Raw genomic sequence first — 16,680 nt, 5'->3', positions numbered from 1 at the left:
ATTTTTTATAATGCCCGCCGCAGCAGGCACGGCTATCGCCCGCAACTAGCGCAGATCTTTGACCGCTACATGGTCCATATCATCAAAGACCTGGTTTTCGCCGACCATGCCCCAAATGAACGTATAAGCTTTTGTGCCAACGCCGGAGTGAATTGACCAGCTCGGCGAAATCACCGCCTGCTCGTTGTGCATCACAATATGACGCGTTTCCTGAGGCTGCCCCATCATGTGGAAGACGCAGGTATCTTCTTCCATATTGAAATAGAAATAGACTTCCATACGACGTTCATGGGTATGACACGGCATGGTGTTCCACAGGTTACCCGGCGCCAGTTCGGTCAGACCCATGCTCAACTGGCAGGTTTCCAGCACATCCGGCACAAAATATTTGTTGATGGTACGACGGTTACTGGTGAGGTCATCGCCCAGCGTTACTGGCGCAACGTCTGCTGGCGTGACTTTTTTGGTGGGATAAGTCGTGTGGGCCGGCGCGCAGTTATAGTAAAACTTCGCTGGTTTCGCCGTATCGATGCTGGCGAATACCACTTCTTTGGCCCCTTTCCCGACGTACAGCGCGTCACGATGACCAATTTCATAGCACTGGCCGTCAACGGTAATCGTGCCCGGGCCACCGATGTTAATCACACCCAGCTCACGACGCTCGAGGAAGTAGGTTACGCCCAGCTGTTTGCCGACTTCGCCACCCACAGAGACGGTTTTGGCCACTGGCATAATGCCGCCAACAATGATGCGGTCAATGTGGCTGTAGACCATGGTGTATTCATCTGCGACAAACACTTCTTCGACCAAAAACTCATTACGCAGCTCCTGAGTATCCAGGGTTTTCGCATGCGCACTATGGATGCTTTGTCTTACGTCCACATTTACCTCCAGTGATAAATTGACCGTGAATGCTTAAACGAATAGCAAAACGCTGTTCCGTTTTATCTTATGCGCTCATGATATCCCTCCCGGAATGGGTTTTCAATTACAAATAAAACAACGTTTCACTTTTTCTGCATCTTATTATCAAAAGTGTAATTGCGATCACGCTAGCGCATATAAATCGCGGGAATGATTTAAATAAAATTATTTAAAACAATTAGATAGATAAAAACAAACACGAGTAGTTCATGAGGGGTAGGGATAAGACATTGAAAATACAGCCAGCCTCACATGTCGTTGACACACCTTTTCTAACAAAGTGCGCTGTTAATCACATGAAATGAAACGCCGTTTTGATACGTTAGCAGAGTTTAGAGTGTATGTTTCTGTAACTGGCCTTGCCCTCCTGTTGGAGGGCTTTTTATAGATGCAGGGGATATACAGCGGGAAAGGCGTTTAAGCAGAGAAAACTTCGGGGGGTTAATCTCGCTCGATAGCGAGCGCCACGCCCTGACCACCGCCGATACATAACGTTGCCAGGCCCTTGTGCGCCCGACGCTTCACCATTTCATGCACCAGTGAAACCAGAATACGGCAGCCAGATGCGCCAATCGGATGACCAAGCGCAATGGCTCCGCCGTTCACATTCACTCGCCGTTCATCCCACTCCAGCATTTTTCCAACGGACAATGCCTGTGCGGCAAAGGCTTCGTTGGCCTCGATAAGATCAACATCAGCCAGTTGCCAGCCCACACGCTCAAGGCAACGGCGCGTCGCATACACCGGCGCAATTCCCATGAGCGCGGGATCGACCCCGACGCTGGCAAAGGCGCGGATGCGGGCCAGCACCGGCAAATTCAGCTCCTGGGCCTTAGCCTCGCTCATCATCATCACCGCAGCGGCGCCATCATTGATGGATGACGCGTTGCCCGCGGTTACTGAACCGAGCCTGTCGAAGGTCGGATCCAGGCGCGCCAGCCCTTCTGCGCTGGCATCGGTGCGCGGCTGTTCGTCGGTATCCACCACGAACGATTGCCCATTACGCTGCGTTACCACCGGCACGATTTCATCTTTAAAGCGCCCGGCGTCAATTGCCATCCGCGCCTTGTGCTGCGAATGCAGTGCGTAGGCATCCTGCAGTTCACGGCTGATGCCATATTCCCGCGCCAGATTTTCCGCGGTAACGCCCATATGGTAATCGTTGAAAGCGTCCCACAGGCCGTCATGCACCAGGCTGTCGACCAGTTGACTGTTGCCCAACTGTGCGCCGGTACGGCTATCAGTAAGGACATGCGGCGCACGGCTCATATTCTCTTGTCCGCCCGCAATCACAATGTCGGCTTCGCCGCACTGGATAGCCTGGGTCGCCAGATGCAGCGCTTTCAGACCCGAGCCGCAGACATCGTTAATGGTGATGGCGGAGACGGTATTGGGTAGCCCACCATTGATGGCGGACTGACGCGCCGGATTTTGCCCGGCACCTGCGGTAAGCACCTGTCCGAGGATCACTTCATCCACAGCGTGAACGTCCACGCCCGTGCGCTCCAGTAACGCCCTGACTACCATGCTACCTAATTCAACGGCAGAGTGGCGCGCCAGCGTCCCCTGGAAGCAGCCGATTGGTGTCCGTAACGCCCCGACTATCACAACCTCTTTCATCACCACCTCAGCGCAAAATAACACCGCAATAGTAGATGATTGTTAAAAAGAGTTATCAAGGTTGTTTAAAAACGGTGATTTTTATCACAAAGGAAATTCGTATCATTTATTGGTCATCTGAACGCCACTCTGCTGTAAATGGTCGCGCAGCCAACTTCCCGCCACGCCAGGCGGTGATTTCTTATTCCACAGCAGATCGATAGAGATAGCCTTTGGCCAGCCGGGCAGCATCAATTGGACCAGCGGTTTTTCTGCCGCAAACTCCTCCACCAGCGCACAAGGGAGCGCGCACCAGCCGAATCCCTGCACCGCCATACTCAGCAGCAACAAATAGTTAGGCGCCGACCAGACGGGGCCGCGCGCCACGTTGGTGCCGCTTTCCAGATAGGTATTCAGCCGCAGCTCTCGCCAGGTATGTAGCTGTTCCCACTGCAGTTTTTCTTGAGTCGCCAGTGGATGTGATGCCGCAACGTATAATCCCATCCAGGTTTGCATCGGCAGACGCGTGACGCCCATGTCGGTCGGGTAATCCTCCCGCGCTTCGATCAACCCAACCTGAGCACGTCCTTTTTGCAGCAGATCGATCACGTCTTCATCTTCGCCAATCAGACATTCAAACTCGGTATGGGGAAACTTGTGGTCAAACTGCACCATCAATTCTTCCAGCACATCCGGGTGCAGCGTGTCAGACAAAACGAAGGTCAGACGCGCTTCCGTTTCACCCGACAGCGAAATTGCTGCCTCATCAAGACGTTCGCTGGCCGTCAAAATTGCCTGCACATAGCCCAGCACCCGCTTACCTTCTTCGGTTAGCGTCGGCTGACGTGATGAGCGGTCAAACAGCGCAAAACCGAGATCGGCTTCCAGATGCGCAATGGCCGTGCTGATGGTGGACTGACTTTTACGCAGCCGCCGGGCCGCAGCAGAAAATGAGCCGCAGGAAACGGTCTCCACAAATGCCGTTAACGCTTCAGGAGAGTAACGCATGAACTATCTACTTTATCGATGGATACTATCTTTTAGATATCACATAAAACGATAAAATTGCCACCATTCCGTTATCCGGGCATCAAAGAAGGTTTTAGATTATGCAACACGATACAGTCCAACGCCGCTCGTTACTGGAGCGAATTTTTCATGCCGTCTGCTTTGAAGGCATTGCCACCGCGATCCTCGCACCAACCACCGCATGGTTGATGCAGCGCTCGGTGCTGGAAATGGGCGGACTGACCATTCTTCTCGCCACGACGGCGATGATCTGGAATATCATTTATAACGCCCTGTTTGACCGACTGTGGCCGTCGCACCTGGTAAAACGTACGGCTAAAGTGCGGGCATTCCACGCCTTAGGCTTCGAGAGCGGTTTTATTGTCATCGGGGTGAGCATCGTGGCGTATGTGCTGAACGTCAGCCTGCTCCAGGCATTCACGCTGGAAATAGGTTTCTTCCTGTTCTTCCTGCCATACACCATGTTCTATAACTGGGCTTATGACACTTTACGCGAGCGCGTTATGAAGCGTCGCCAGCAGCGCGTTACTGCCTGATAATTCAAACAATAGCCGGAATCTTCTCGGTTCCGGCTTTTGATCCATTCACTCGCCCGCTTGTTGACACCTCCCCCAGCCCCTGCCATTTGTGGTAAATTGCGCTTCTTTTTGTTTATTTTATAGTTGATACGTTCAAATAATGTCGAAATTTTGGTCAAAAGAAGAGACTCTCTGGAGCTTCGCACTATATGGGACTGCCGTCGGCGCAGGAACCCTCTTCCTCCCCATACAGCTGGGTTCTGCAGGCGCAGTGGTACTGTTTATCACCGCACTCGTCGCCTGGCCTTTAACCTACTGGCCGCACAAGGCGCTGTGCCAGTTTATCCTGTCCTCAAAAACCTCGGCAGGTGAAGGGATCACTGGTGCAGTTACGCACTACTACGGCAAAAAGATAGGCAGCCTGATCACGACCCTCTATTTTATTGCCTTCTTTGTGGTGGTGCTGATCTACGCCGTGGCGATAACCAATTCACTCACCGAACAACTGGCAAAACATATCGCCATCGATCTGCGTGTTCGCATGCTGGTCAGTCTTGGCGTGGTGCTGGTGCTGAACCTGATTTTTCTGATGGGCCGACAAGCAACCATTCGGGTAATGGGCTTTCTGGTGTTCCCGCTCATCGCGTACTTTTTGTTCCTTTCGCTCTACCTGACCGGAAGCTGGCAGCCAACGCTACTCACCGGCCAGATGTCTTTCGATCAGCACACGCTTCATCAGGTTTGGATATCTATTCCCGTGATGGTTTTCGCTTTTAGCCATACGCCAATTATCTCGACGTTCGCCATCGACCGACGTGAGAAATATGGCGAGCAGGCCATGGGTAAATGCAAAAAAATCATGAAGGTAGCCTACGTCATCATCTGCCTGAGCGTGCTGTTTTTCGTCTTCAGCTGTTTGCTTTCGATTCCGACAAACTATATCGAGGACGCGAAAAATGAAGGGGTGACCATTCTGTCAGCGCTATCGATGATGCCAAACGCACCAGCATGGCTGTCGATTTCTGGGATCATTGTCGCCGTCGTGGCGATGTCAAAATCGTTCCTCGGCACCTACTTTGGCGTGATTGAAGGGGCAACCGAGGTGGTAAAAACATCGTTGCATCAGGTGGGAGTGAAGAAAAGCCGGGCCTTTAACCGCGCCCTGTCCATTATGCTGGTTTCGACCATTACGTTTATCATTTGCTGCATTAACCCTAATGCAATTTCAATGATTTACGCGATTAGCGGGCCGCTGATTGCCATGATTCTGTTTATCATGCCGACATTATCTACCTATCTGATCCCGGCGCTAAAGCCGTACCGTTCAGTGGGTAATCTGATCACCCTGATTGTCGGTCTGCTGTGCGTATCTGTGATGTTTTTTGGCTAGAACGTGTTTTTAACGGCTCATTCATCAGTATGTGGATGAGCCGTTAAACTGACTTATTTGATGTACGAATCGAGTACCTTCAAAACCACATCCAAATCTTCTTCGCGCTTAATTTCATCGCCCTGATGCACAATGTGCTCGGTCAGATGACCTTTAATCACCTCGCGCATTAACCCGTTTACCGCACCGCGGATCGCCGCTATTTGCTGCAATACCGCCGCGCATTCATGCGGTTCATCCAGCATGGTTTTCAACGCCGCTACCTGCCCCTGAATCTTACTGGCTCGGGCTTTCAGCTTTTGTTTGTCGCGGATCGTATGTGACATAGCAATACCTTTTCAACGTCTGGCTGGAGCGACAATACCATCGTCATTCTACTGGGGGGTAGTATTTAATACTGGGGGGGAGTAGAATCTGGCAAAATTAAACAACGAAGAATCATTCTCATGGGTGAGTTTTCTACGCTTCTTCAGCAAGGCAACGCCTGGTTTTTCATTCCCAGCGCGATTCTATTAGGAGTGTTACACGGTCTGGAACCGGGGCATTCCAAGACGATGATGGCGGCTTTTATTATTGCCATTAAGGGGACCATCAAACAGGCGGTGATGCTGGGGCTGGCGGCAACGTTGTCGCATACCGCAGTGGTATGGCTGATTGCGCTCGGCGGGATGTATATCAGCAAAGCGTTTACTGCCCAGGCCGTTGAGCCGTGGCTGCAGTTTGTCTCGGCGATTATTATTCTCGGGACCGCATTCTGGATGTTCTGGCGAACCTGGCAGGGAGAACAGAACTGGCTGACCCAGACGCATCATGACCACGATCATGATGACCATCACCACCATCATAACCACGGTGAAGCTCACCACCATCATCACGAACATGACCACGACCACGATCATAACCATGCTGCGTTAGCAGGGCTGAGCGAGGGTTCGAAAGAGTATCAGGACGCCCACGAGCGGGCACATGCTACCGATATTCAGCGCCGCTTTGCAGGCAAAGAGGTCACCAACGGCCAAATATTATTGTTTGGTCTGACCGGCGGGTTGATCCCCTGCCCTGCTGCCATTACGGTACTGCTGATTTGCATCCAGCTCAAAGCCTTCACGCTGGGTGCCACCATGGTGCTGTGCTTCAGCCTCGGGCTGGCGCTAACGCTGGTAACGGTGGGCGTGGGAGCGGCAATCAGCGTGCAGCAGGCGGCCAAACGCTGGAGCGGATTTAACACACTGGCACGCAAAGCGCCCTATTTTTCCAGCGCGCTCATCGCGATGGTCGGCTTATATATGGGGATTCACGGCTATATGGGGATCGTCGGTTAACGAGCAGAGAGCGCAGCAGCGATTGCCGCTGCGCATCAAACCTGGCTAGCTTGCGACGTTCCCCCACACCAGTTGGCCTTTATGGAAGGTCGCGGTGCGTGGGGAGATTCGCGCGACCGCTTCCGCTGAGCAGGAGGCATCCACCAGTACAAAGCTGGCTTCATCCTGCGCCTTCGGCCAGACGCGCTCACCTTTATCGTTAAGCGGCAGCACATCGCCGGTGGCGAGGAACAGCGCCCGCGACAGGTTGAGTTCATTGGGACGAATATACAGCTGCGCGTACAGATTCGCCTTCTCCAGCATGTCTCCAAGCCCGTACGGCGACCAGTGGTCAATCACACTGTCGGTCCCGGTAATCACTTCCACGCCTTTGTCACGCAGCTGCTTGAGCGGCATATGCAAGGTACCGATCGGCACCGTCGAGGCAATGGTAATCTGCTGCGCCGCCATGCGGCTCGCCAGCGCATCCACCTGTTGTTCGTTCAGGGTTGCCAGCGCAAATGCGTGACTGATGGTCAGTTTTCCCTTCAACTGCGGCGTTTTCTCCACCGTTTCCACCATGTAATTCACCGCCGCAACGCCCGCCGGGCTGGTTTCATGCAGATGGATATCCACGCCTTTATCGTAATCCAGCGCAATCTGGAACATGGTGTCGAGGGATTTTTCCATCGCCCCGTCCACGCTGGTTGGGTCCAGACCGCCGACGTAATGCGCCCCCGCCTGCATTGCTTCACGCATCAACGGTTCAGACTTCGATAACAGCAGGCCATGCTGCGGAAACGCCACGATTTCACAGGCAAAACCCGGCTGGCGACGCGCCAGTACCGCCTGCAGATTTTCCAGGTTTTTCAGCCCGGAAACCGGTTCAATATTGCAGTGGCTGCGGGCGATCGAGGTGCCTTTTGATTGCAGCAGATCGATGAGCTTTTCCGCGCGCTCCTGCGTGTAAGGCTGGAGTTCAGGCAGCAGCTTTTGCTCAAGGCGGATCATATCCTGAATGGTGGTGCCAGCCGGGCGATTCAGCGAACGCCAGGGACCGCCGTAAAAGGTTTTATCCAGATGGATGTGCATGTCGCGCATGGCGGGCAGCATCAGCTTTCCACCCGCATCGTAGTGCGGCAGCGTCGCATCCGGATGCTGCTTATTCTCACGCAATGCAACAATTTTCCCGTCCTGAATTTCAACGGTTTGCAGCGCGGTACGGGTATGCACCACCACCGAGTTTTCGTAATCAAAACCCGCTTCCAGCAGGACGTTATCCAGGTAATAGTGCTTATCGTTAATCGTCATTGTGCTCTTCGCCCCGCAGGTGTTCCCGACAGGATTAGCAGCATACGCGACTGGAGCCACTGCGCCAAACAGCGCGGCAGCGGTCACCATTTTTCCGCTCTGACTTAAAAATTCACGGCGGCTGTTACTTTCCTTCATTCACATTTCCTCTCAGGAATGGACAATATGGGTGCCCGTTTCGCCGCGCAGTGCGGCCGGCAGGCATTCCGGCGTGGTGATGATCACTCGCTTACCGCCACGCGCCAGGAACGCCAGACTGGCAACGATTTTGGGTAACATGCTCCCCGGCGGGAAATGTCCCTCCTGCATGTAACGGGTCATCGTTGCGACATCCACCGTATCCAGCGCCTGCTGGTTGGGTTTGCCAAAATGAATACAGACCTGCTCGACGCCGGTGGTGATCACCAGAATGTCAGCGCGGATCTCCTGCGCCAGCAGAGCCGTGGAGAGATCTTTATCAATCACCGCATCCACGCTCTGATAATCCCCCTGATCGCTACGCACCACCGGGATCCCACCGCCACCCGCGCCAATCACCACAAAGCCTTGCTGGGTCAGCGTTTTGATCGCCTCCGCCTCGACAATACGTTTCGGTTCCGGAGAGGCGACGACCCGGCGGTAGCCGCGTCCCGAATCTTCAACAAAGCGCCAGCCCGGATTGACCCGCTGCAGTTCATCGCGCTGCGCTTCGCTAAAGAACGCGCCGATAGGCTTGGTCGGGTTAGCGAAGCCCGGATCGTTTTTGTCGACCTCCACCTGCGTGACCACCGTAACCGCCTTCTGCTCACCGCGCCGCGCCAGGCGGTTGTTCAGCGCCTGTTGGATCAGATAGCCGATCCCGCCCTGCGTATCGGCGACGCAGTTTGCCAGCGGGGTGAGCGGCAACCCTTCACGCTCATGCGCGATTTCCGCACGCCGTAGATCCAGCCCCACCTGCGGCCCGTTTCCGTGCGTCAGCACAATGTTGTAGTCCGATGCCAACATCTCCAGCACCGTGTCCGCCACCGCTTTCACCGCTTCAGCCTGGTGCTCAATCGACTGGCTGGCGTTATCTTTGATAATGCTGTTGCCGCCAATGGCAACGACCACAAGTTCTTTCATAGTGTTATCTTCCGCTTACAGACGATTCAGGTCGTTTTCGTCGGTTCCTGCTCAGGCGCAGTCACCGCTTCACGGCTATCAAGAACATGCTTGAGGACAAACATGCCGCTCATCATCAGGTAGGCCACAACAAACATCATCGAACTGCCTTCTGCAAAGCCAACCGCCGGAGAGTGAATCACACCAAACAGCGATAACAGCGCGCCAAAAGCTGCGGCAATCGCCCCACGCAGCGGCTTATTCATAATGGCGAAGATAGCGACGCAGCCCCACAGCATACTGGCCAGCGGCGCGCCGCTTCCCAGATGCACCAGCCCATCGTAATAGACACCTTTGCTGTGCAGCAGGTCGCTGCCCAGTTTCCCCGCGGATGTTCCGGCGGCGCCCATCACGCTGTTGACGATGGTCAACGCCCAGTTAGCGATCCACGGGAACAAGCAGATAAAGATAACGGGAACCTCGACTTTGGGCGTCTCTCGCACCACCTGGTTGGCGGTCACCACGCCGATAAACACCAGAATCGGCACTATCGCAGTCATCGGAATAATCGCGAGCATAAACGCCCCCAGCCCAAACAGCGGTACCAGGAACATGGTGATGCCTGAAGCGAGGGTATAACCGATGCTGGCCCCCATCGCTTTCCAGCCCGCATGCCCAACATATACGGTCACCGGGAATGGGTTGCCCAGCATGCAGCCGAGCATGGAGGCAAAACCGTTCGCCATCATGACCTTACGGGTGTTGTACTCATCACCCGCCGCATGCGCACTTTCAATATTCTCAAGGTCAAAAATGTAGTTCGCCAGACCCAGAGGAACCGCAGAAGCCAGGTACGGCAGCGCGTGCGGCAAACCCTGCAGGAAGCTGTCGACATGGATTTCCGGCGGGTTGAAGCCAAAGGAAGACATCGAAGATTTAATGGCTTCCGGGCTTTGCAAACCGGAGATCCACGCCAACGCTGTACCGGCAATCAGCAGCAGCAAACCGGTGGGTATGCGGGCAAAAATCGGCTTCTTACCGAACCAGTTAATGAAGATCAACAACAAGACGATGAAAGAGACGGTCGGCGCTTCAAATGCCTGCAGCATCGGGTTCATCGCCAGCAGCAACAGTCCCAGACCGGACAGACAAGAAAGTAATACCGTACGCGGGATCATCTTGCGGATGGTCTCGCCCAGGAAGGAGCCGCCGACCAGGATCAACGCTTCTACAAAGCACCACACCAGAGCTATCTGGATAGCAAAGTTGGCATCTTTGGTTTGCTGATATACCGGCATTAGCACCAGGAAGGTCACGGTAAAAATTGACGGTGCGCTCGGCCCGGACGGCAGCGCCGTCACGTCTTTACGCCCGGTGTGCTTTGCCATCTGCAGGCCAAACCAGGCGTAGCAGACGCTGGCCACCAGCACCGCCAGACCAAAGGCAGGCGCAATGCGACCATAGACAATTTCGGTAGGGATCCCGACGACAAAAATGAGCAGCCCCATCATTGTCAGCAGGTTAGTCAGGTTGTTGGTCATCAGCCCAAAGTAAGCAGCCCAGTCACCACGTTTCCATTCTAGTTTTATGCTGTTCATGGAATATCCTTAACAGGTTAAGCATCGTTTGCGATCCCGGGGATCGCCCAGCCCTGCAGGTAAGCAACGTTTTTCGCTTCGCTACTGTGGGGCTAACAGCGTTAGCCCCGATTGTTGTTATTGGCAGTAGCGGTCGCGCCAGTTGAGGATCGCCTTTTCAAAACAGGCGAACGGCGGATGGACTATTCCGGCGCCGATCATGCCGATCCCCGCATCTTTGTGCGCAATTGCGGTGTTAATCACCGGCAGAATGCCGGTGCTACCCACGCGCGTAATGTCGATAGCGGTCGGTACGCCCATAAAACCAAGTAACGGAATAGTAACGTTGGGGTTTTCGCCGAGAGTGATTTCACGCATCTGGCGAGAGAAATCGACCGCCTCTTCAACCGTACCGCCCACCAGCGCCACGATGGCCGGTGCCGTGGCCATGGCAAAACCGCCGATGCCGTAGGTTTCGGTAATTGCGCTATCACCGATATCACGTCCGGAATCTTCGGGCTTATAGCCCGCAAACATTGGGCCAATCACCTGCTGCGCCGGACCGGTAAACCACTGACCCGGTAAGCCACTGATGCGCAGACCGAATTCAACGCCGTTACGCGCCATCGTCGTGACTACGGTGCTGTATTCGATCCCGTGTGCGGCGTCCATTGCGGCTTTACACATCGCCATCCAGGTCGGTCCGGAGAAGTAATCGCTGCTGAGGACGAACTCGAATACCTCACGCTGCTGCTCAACCGGATAGCCGGTCTGAATAATCCACGGCGTCAGTGCCTGTATCAGTAGCGCCGTCCCGGCGTTGTTGCGGTTATGGCACTCATCGCCCATGTGCAGCGCCTGCGCCAGCATCAGGCGCAGATCGATTTCGCCCGCCAGCTTCATGGCGTCGCGCAGCATCGGTCCCATCACATCGCGCATCCAGTTCAGGCGATCGATAACGCTCTGATCGTTCGCGCCCATGCGCAGGATCTTCGCCATCTGCTCGCTCATATTGGTGTATGCGCGGTTGCCGTAGGTTTTGTTCTCGACGATGTGCATAAACATCGACGCCGACGTTACACCCGCCATCGAACCGACACAGTCATGCTCGTGGCACGGTGAGAAGATGATTTCACCCGAGGCGGCCAGGTCGGCGGCTTCATCCAGATCTTTCGCCAGCCCTTCAAACACCAAAGCCCCGGTGACCGCGCCCTTCATTGCGCCGCACATTTTTTCCCAGCAGATTGGCGGTCCGGCGTGCAGGATGGTGTTGCGGGTCATGCCCGGCACGACGTTGATCGCCTGGTCATAGCCAATCAGCACCGGATGCGACTGGATAATGCGTTCCAGCGCCTGCTGGTTAGCGGCAGCGATTTTGTCAGCCAGCGGCGAATCGGCAATTTCGTCCAGTGCGGCCACGACCTGCATGTTGCCCTGGCCCGGCGGCGTCCAGTCGAGCTGGGTCACGGGAACATTCTGCTTTTTCAGGTCATCGCTGAACATCGCGATGCCGACGTTAATCACGTTCAGCGGCTGGTTAAACAGTGTCTGGCTCATCAGGCTTCCTCCCCTTTACAGATAAATTCACGCGCCAGCAATCCGGTATTGGTGCTACTGCTCGCCCAGATCACGCCTGCATCGGTCAGCATCTGGCACTGTTTTTCCAGCGACGGCGTATCGAGATCGGTTCCCAGCACGTAGCCGAGGATCTCAAGCGGACGCCCCTCTGCGGCGGCGATCGCTTTGGCTTCGACGATCGCCTCGATCATCACGCCAACCGGATCTTCATGTGATCCATATCCAAGAACGAAGTCCATAACGATCACGCCGACTTCAGGATCGCGTGCTTCCTGCAACAGACGACTAATGCGGTTGGTAGGATCGATCATCGGGTGCGGTTTACCGTTGGTAAAATCGTCATCTCCGAAATCAAGGAAGGTATGTCCCACGCTGCGGTTGAGATCTGTCAGGCGAAAAGCCGGATCCGGATGAATGTTGCTGTAAACTTCCGCATGTTTTTCCATGGCAGCAAACATCGCCTCATCGCACAGCGTGCCGCCACAGAACAAGCCGCGAATGTACTTTTGCTGCGGGGTCAGGCGGGCGCGGACCTCTTCAATCAGCGGCCAGTTGAGCGGATGCAGATCCAGACTCTCTTTTTTCACGCCAGTCAGCAGTACCGCTTTCAGCGCCGCCTCTTTAGTGCCGCGTGCAAACAGCAGACCGTTTTCATCCGCAGGCGCGGCTTCACGTCCGAGGAAACACACCACGACGGGCTTATGGCAGGCGCGCGCACGTTCCAGCACCTTGCGCGCCACTGTTGGCGCAGGAGGTTTGGAGATAAGCGCGATGATCTCGGTTTGCGGATCGGCCTCCAGCATACCAATCGCGTCAAGCATCATCAGGCCGCCAATCTTTTCGCTCAGATCGCGTCCACCGGTGCCAATCAGTTGGGAAATCCCGCCGCCAAACTCGTGAATGCGTACGCTCAGCTCCTGGCTACCGGTACCGGAGGCGCCAACAATTCCGATGTTGCCGCGACGCACCGCATTGCCAAAACACAGCGCCGCGCCGTTAATAATGGCGGTTCCGCAATCGGGCCCCATCATCAGCAGCCCTTTTTCATGCGCCAGTTGCTTGAGCGCCAGTTCGTCTTCAAGAGAGACGTTGTCAGAGAACAGCATCACGTTGAGGTTATTTTGCAGCGCCTGACGCGCTTCACGCGCGGCAAACAGACCATTGACCGAGATCACCGCCAGGTTGCTGTCAGGAACATGCTTCTTCGCACTGGCAAGCGTGGCATAGCGCGCTTCATGCTGCCCCCCCTGCTCTTTATGCGTAAACAAATCTTCAATCGCCACCAGCGTCTGATCGTTCGCCGCCTCGCTGGCGCCTTTAATGACAATCATCAGGTCGCCACTTTTCGCCTCTTCAAGTTCAGGCGTGAGCAGACCGAGATTCTTCAGTACGCCCTTATTCATTTCTGTCGCCATAGCCACGAACGCCTGCTCAACGCCATCGAGCTTATTTGCGCGTGTGGAGATAGACATCAGTGAGACAGAATCAAAATACGTGTTCTTTTTAACAACTATCCTGATCGACATAATTCCCTCCGGACCTGTGGCTCAGGGCGCAGGCATCCGCCATGCCATACAGCATGTCGCAGCCAGAACTTGAGCCGATATTTTTAATGTCAGTAATATATTGCGTAGAAACGGGTTGTTGCTCAGTAATAATATGGTTCAGCAGCCGTCCGACGCTTTCCCGATAACGTTGATGAAAGGCTTCCTCCAGCGTTATTTTGCTGAGTAGCGTGGTATTATTTCCGGCACGTTGTAAGGCTGCTAAAAAATCATCACGATATTTCCCCAGCGGATGTCCCGGAATAAATAAAATAGTGCTTAAGCCCACTAAATAATCATCAGATGAGGGCGTCAGACCAATCCCCAGACCAATTAAATGGCTGACCGCTGTAGAGATATTTTCTCCTGTATGCAATGCCGCCAGTAATGTTCGTCGGCGATTAAGTAATTGGCGGGTGATTTCCAGATAAAACGGGTTATCACCCTGGTACAGAAATAATGTGTCAGCGCTTCTTAGCTGTTGGCGGATAACCTCTTCCCAGCGCAGCCAGCGGATTGCAGCAAGGCTTATTGCATCAAGCCTCCACCGTGGTATGCGCCACGGCAGACAACCGGAAGTTTCTATCCATTTATCGTTGCCAACGGCTATCCCCGATTCGGTAAAACTGACTCTCTCACCGGGGTGAAACAGCTCTTCACAATGCGTCAGCGCCAGCCGACAGCTGTTAGGCGCGTTATCACAACCTTCACTCAGTAACGTCAGCAACCGCTGCTGTTCAGGTATCAACAGGTTTACCGCGCGGGAAAAAACCTGTTCAACCCGTCCCGTTCCCCGGAAAGCGAGAAACGCGCCGTCTGCGGTTAGCGCCCGTACGCATCGCCGTGATGGCGTAGCGATAGTGGCGCTCCTCTGTCAGGCTCCGGCCGCAATCAGCAGCTCGGCAATTTCGTGGTATCCTTTCTCCCGCGCCAGCTCCAGCGGGGTTTTACCGTATTTATCCGTCATGTGCGGGTTTGCGCCATGGTCGAGCAGCAGCTTGACGATTTCCTGCTGTTTCGCACCGCCGTCATTAAGCACGATGGCTTCCAGTAACGGCGTCCAGCCGACAAAGTTGGTATGATTAACATTGATATCGGTACGCAGCAGCAGTTCGCGCACGATCTCTACATGACCTTTTTCGCTGGCTGGCGTAATACCGACGCCGCCAAAACGGCTCAGGCAATTAAGATCGGGATTGGCCGGTAATACGGTACGCAGCAGCGTTAAATCGTTAGTCAGACAGCTAATCAGGAATGGATTAAAACAGGTTTGATCCTGTTTATTAATATCGGCACCGGCGGCAATCAATAAAGAAACACAGTCATAATGTTTATTCAAGCTGGTAATAATTATGGCAGTGCGCCCCTGGCGGTTAGTGGCATTAATATCCACATTTTTTGCCAGGCAGGATTTTAATCCATCGGCATCACCCTGCTCTGCCGCCAGCAGAAATTCAGTAATGAGTTCTTTCTCTGACATAATCGCTCTCCTGCAGTTTTTTAGAATTTTTAAATATCCGATAAGCTGAGAATAGCAACAGAGTGCAGAGAATAATATCCGCTTAAATTTCATTCATCGTAAGCGTGTCGATTATTGAATCAAATTTAACAATGAGAACAAAACGTGCTGTAGTGCAATCTTTTCCTTATGACAGAGCCGCTTTTAGCCATTAATCAGTTGTCAGGAAAATCAGGCGTGATGCTACACGGATAGCGGCCTGCAATTAATATACAGAAGTGTGATTGCCTTCAAATCAATTGTAAAACTAGTGTTAAATTCTGTTCAAAACTGATTGCTCTGCATAAGGATTACAAATACATTCAACAATCATCGCGTCGCGGATGCGCGTTTGTCGCCGGAGGGGAGGAAGATGAATTCAATTTTTACCGAGGAAAACCTGCTGGCATTTACGATGGCAGCCCGCTACAGCAGCTTCAGCAAGGCGGCTGAGGAACTTGGCTTAACCACATCAGCAATTAGTTACACCATTAAGCGCATGGAGCTGGGGCTCGACGTGGTGCTGTTTACCCGCAGTACCCGCAGCATTGAGCTGACTGAGTCCGGACGCTATCTGTTTCGCAAGGCGACCGACCTGCTCAACGATTTCCACGCCATCAAGCGCAGTATTGATACCATTGCTCAGGGCATTGAAGCCCGGGTACGCATCTGTATTAATCAACTGTTGTATACCCCTCAACATACGGCACGACTGCTGCAGGTACTCAAGAAACAGTTTCCAACCTGCCAGATAACCGTCACCACCGAGGTGTATAACGGCGTCTGGGATTCGATCATTAACAACCTCGCCAACATCGCTATTGGCGCGCCGGATACGTTACTGGACGGCGGGGGGATTGATTACACCGAGATCGGCGCGATCCGTTGGTCGTTTGCGATCGCCCCGGATCATCCGCTGGCTTTTATGCCTGAACCCATTTCTGAGAGCCAGCTGCGCCTGTACCCGAACATCATGGTGGAAGACACCGCGCACACCATCAACAAGAAGGTCGGCTGGCTGTTACACGGACAGGAGTCGATTCTGGTTCCTGATTTTAATACCAAATGCCAGTGCCAGATCCTGGGTGAGGGCATCGGTTTTCTACCGGACTATATGGTGCGCGAGGCGATGGAAAAGTCGTTGCTGGTCACGCGGCAGATCCACAACCCGCGTCAGGATTCACGGATGCTGCTGGCGACCCAGCATTCGGCCACCGGTCGTGTAACCCAATGGATTAAAAAAGAGTTTGGCCCACAAGGGGTATTGACGGGAATTTATCAGGATTTGCTGCATCGGGAGTGATGCGCCGGACGGCGGTCATGCCTTCCGG

The 16,680-nt window shown here is 54.0% G+C and carries 15 protein-coding genes; 4 read left to right on the top strand and 11 right to left on the bottom strand.

The genetic code is table 11. From position 1 onward, the window contains the following. Positions 1 to 45 precede the first annotated feature (45 nt). The 3 genes from kduI to GFC06_RS08855 all read right to left on the bottom strand — a co-directional run bounded on the left by kduI (position 46) and on the right by GFC06_RS08855 (position 3,531). Entirely contained in the window at positions 46 to 882 is an 837-nt protein-coding gene (gene kduI / locus GFC06_RS08865; RefSeq protein WP_016154287.1) for a 5-dehydro-4-deoxy-D-glucuronate isomerase, read from the bottom strand. A gap of 483 nt (positions 883 to 1,365) precedes the next feature. After that, the gene (locus tag GFC06_RS08860) at positions 1,366 to 2,544 is read right to left on the bottom strand and encodes an acetyl-CoA C-acetyltransferase (RefSeq protein ID WP_006686936.1); all 1,179 of its coding nucleotides are present in this window, start codon (positions 2,542 to 2,544) and stop codon (positions 1,366 to 1,368) included. A gap of 102 nt (positions 2,545 to 2,646) precedes the next feature. Further along, the gene (locus GFC06_RS08855; protein WP_016154289.1) at positions 2,647 to 3,531 is read right to left on the bottom strand and encodes a LysR family transcriptional regulator; all 885 of its coding nucleotides are present in this window, start codon (positions 3,529 to 3,531) and stop codon (positions 2,647 to 2,649) included. Positions 3,532 to 3,632: 101 nt separating this feature from the next. Here GFC06_RS08855 and GFC06_RS08850 point away from each other — a divergent pair, with 101 nt between their 5' ends. Together GFC06_RS08850 and GFC06_RS08845 are read left to right on the top strand one after the other, a co-directional pair. Next, positions 3,633 to 4,088, top strand: coding sequence for a multidrug/biocide efflux PACE transporter (locus GFC06_RS08850; RefSeq protein ID WP_016154290.1), 456 nt, complete (start codon positions 3,633 to 3,635; stop codon positions 4,086 to 4,088). 142 nt (positions 4,089 to 4,230) lie between these two features. Next, a complete protein-coding gene (locus GFC06_RS08845; RefSeq protein WP_029139645.1) occupies positions 4,231 to 5,460 on the top strand; it encodes an amino acid permease in 1,230 nt (409 codons plus the stop codon). Positions 5,461 to 5,513: 53 nt separating this feature from the next. Here GFC06_RS08845 and rcnR read toward each other — a convergent pair whose 3' ends face one another. Next, on the bottom strand, positions 5,514 to 5,786 hold the full coding sequence (gene rcnR / locus GFC06_RS08840; protein ID WP_016154292.1) for a Ni(II)/Co(II)-binding transcriptional repressor RcnR: 273 nt from the start codon (positions 5,784 to 5,786) through the stop codon (positions 5,514 to 5,516). 120 nt (positions 5,787 to 5,906) lie between these two features. Between rcnR and GFC06_RS08835 the strand changes: the two genes are divergently transcribed. Further along, complete coding sequence (locus GFC06_RS08835) at positions 5,907 to 6,782, top strand: nickel/cobalt efflux protein RcnA (protein ID WP_151222352.1); 876 nt, start codon at positions 5,907 to 5,909, stop codon at positions 6,780 to 6,782. Positions 6,783 to 6,827: 45 nt separating this feature from the next. Here the strand turns inward: GFC06_RS08835 and GFC06_RS08830 are convergent, their stop codons facing one another. The 7 genes from GFC06_RS08830 to GFC06_RS08800 form a co-directional block, all read right to left on the bottom strand. Then, on the bottom strand, positions 6,828 to 8,210 hold the full coding sequence (locus GFC06_RS08830; protein WP_016157391.1) for an amidohydrolase family protein: 1,383 nt from the start codon (positions 8,208 to 8,210) through the stop codon (positions 6,828 to 6,830). 12 nt (positions 8,211 to 8,222) lie between these two features. After that, on the bottom strand, positions 8,223 to 9,173 hold the full coding sequence (locus GFC06_RS08825) for a carbamate kinase family protein (RefSeq protein ID WP_047499340.1): 951 nt from the start codon (positions 9,171 to 9,173) through the stop codon (positions 8,223 to 8,225). A 26-nt stretch (positions 9,174 to 9,199) separates the two neighbouring features. Continuing rightward, entirely contained in the window at positions 9,200 to 10,750 is a 1,551-nt protein-coding gene (locus tag GFC06_RS08820; RefSeq protein WP_016154296.1) for a permease family protein, read from the bottom strand. A 117-nt stretch (positions 10,751 to 10,867) separates the two neighbouring features. Continuing rightward, positions 10,868 to 12,286 carry a YlbE family protein gene (locus GFC06_RS08815; RefSeq protein ID WP_016154297.1) on the bottom strand — a complete coding sequence of 473 codons (1,419 nt, stop codon included), beginning with the start codon at positions 12,284 to 12,286 and terminating at the stop codon, positions 10,868 to 10,870. Next, the gene (fdrA, locus tag GFC06_RS08810; protein ID WP_016157393.1) at positions 12,286 to 13,833 is read right to left on the bottom strand and encodes an acyl-CoA synthetase FdrA; all 1,548 of its coding nucleotides are present in this window, start codon (positions 13,831 to 13,833) and stop codon (positions 12,286 to 12,288) included. Before fdrA ends, GFC06_RS08815 begins: the two co-directional genes overlap by 1 nt. After that, the gene (locus GFC06_RS08805; protein ID WP_153690050.1) at positions 13,811 to 14,599 is read right to left on the bottom strand and encodes a DUF2877 domain-containing protein; all 789 of its coding nucleotides are present in this window, start codon (positions 14,597 to 14,599) and stop codon (positions 13,811 to 13,813) included. Before GFC06_RS08805 ends, fdrA begins: the two co-directional genes overlap by 23 nt. 126 nt (positions 14,600 to 14,725) lie before the next feature. Then, positions 14,726 to 15,331: an ankyrin repeat domain-containing protein gene (locus tag GFC06_RS08800; RefSeq protein ID WP_153690049.1), complete on the bottom strand. Its 606-nt coding sequence runs from the start codon at positions 15,329 to 15,331 to the stop codon at positions 14,726 to 14,728. A 391-nt stretch (positions 15,332 to 15,722) separates the two neighbouring features. On the opposite strand from GFC06_RS08800, the gene GFC06_RS08795 reads away from it, so the two are divergent. Continuing rightward, on the top strand, positions 15,723 to 16,652 hold the full coding sequence (locus GFC06_RS08795) for a LysR substrate-binding domain-containing protein (protein WP_016154301.1): 930 nt from the start codon (positions 15,723 to 15,725) through the stop codon (positions 16,650 to 16,652). Positions 16,653 to 16,680: the final 28 nt, after the last annotated feature.

Origin of the sequence: Citrobacter braakii (assembly GCF_009648935.1) — a bacterium.
GTDB classification, from domain to species: domain Bacteria; phylum Pseudomonadota; class Gammaproteobacteria; order Enterobacterales; family Enterobacteriaceae; genus Citrobacter; species Citrobacter braakii.
Note: the sequence above shows the minus strand (reverse complement) of the source record. Positions and strands in the feature narration are given on the sequence as shown.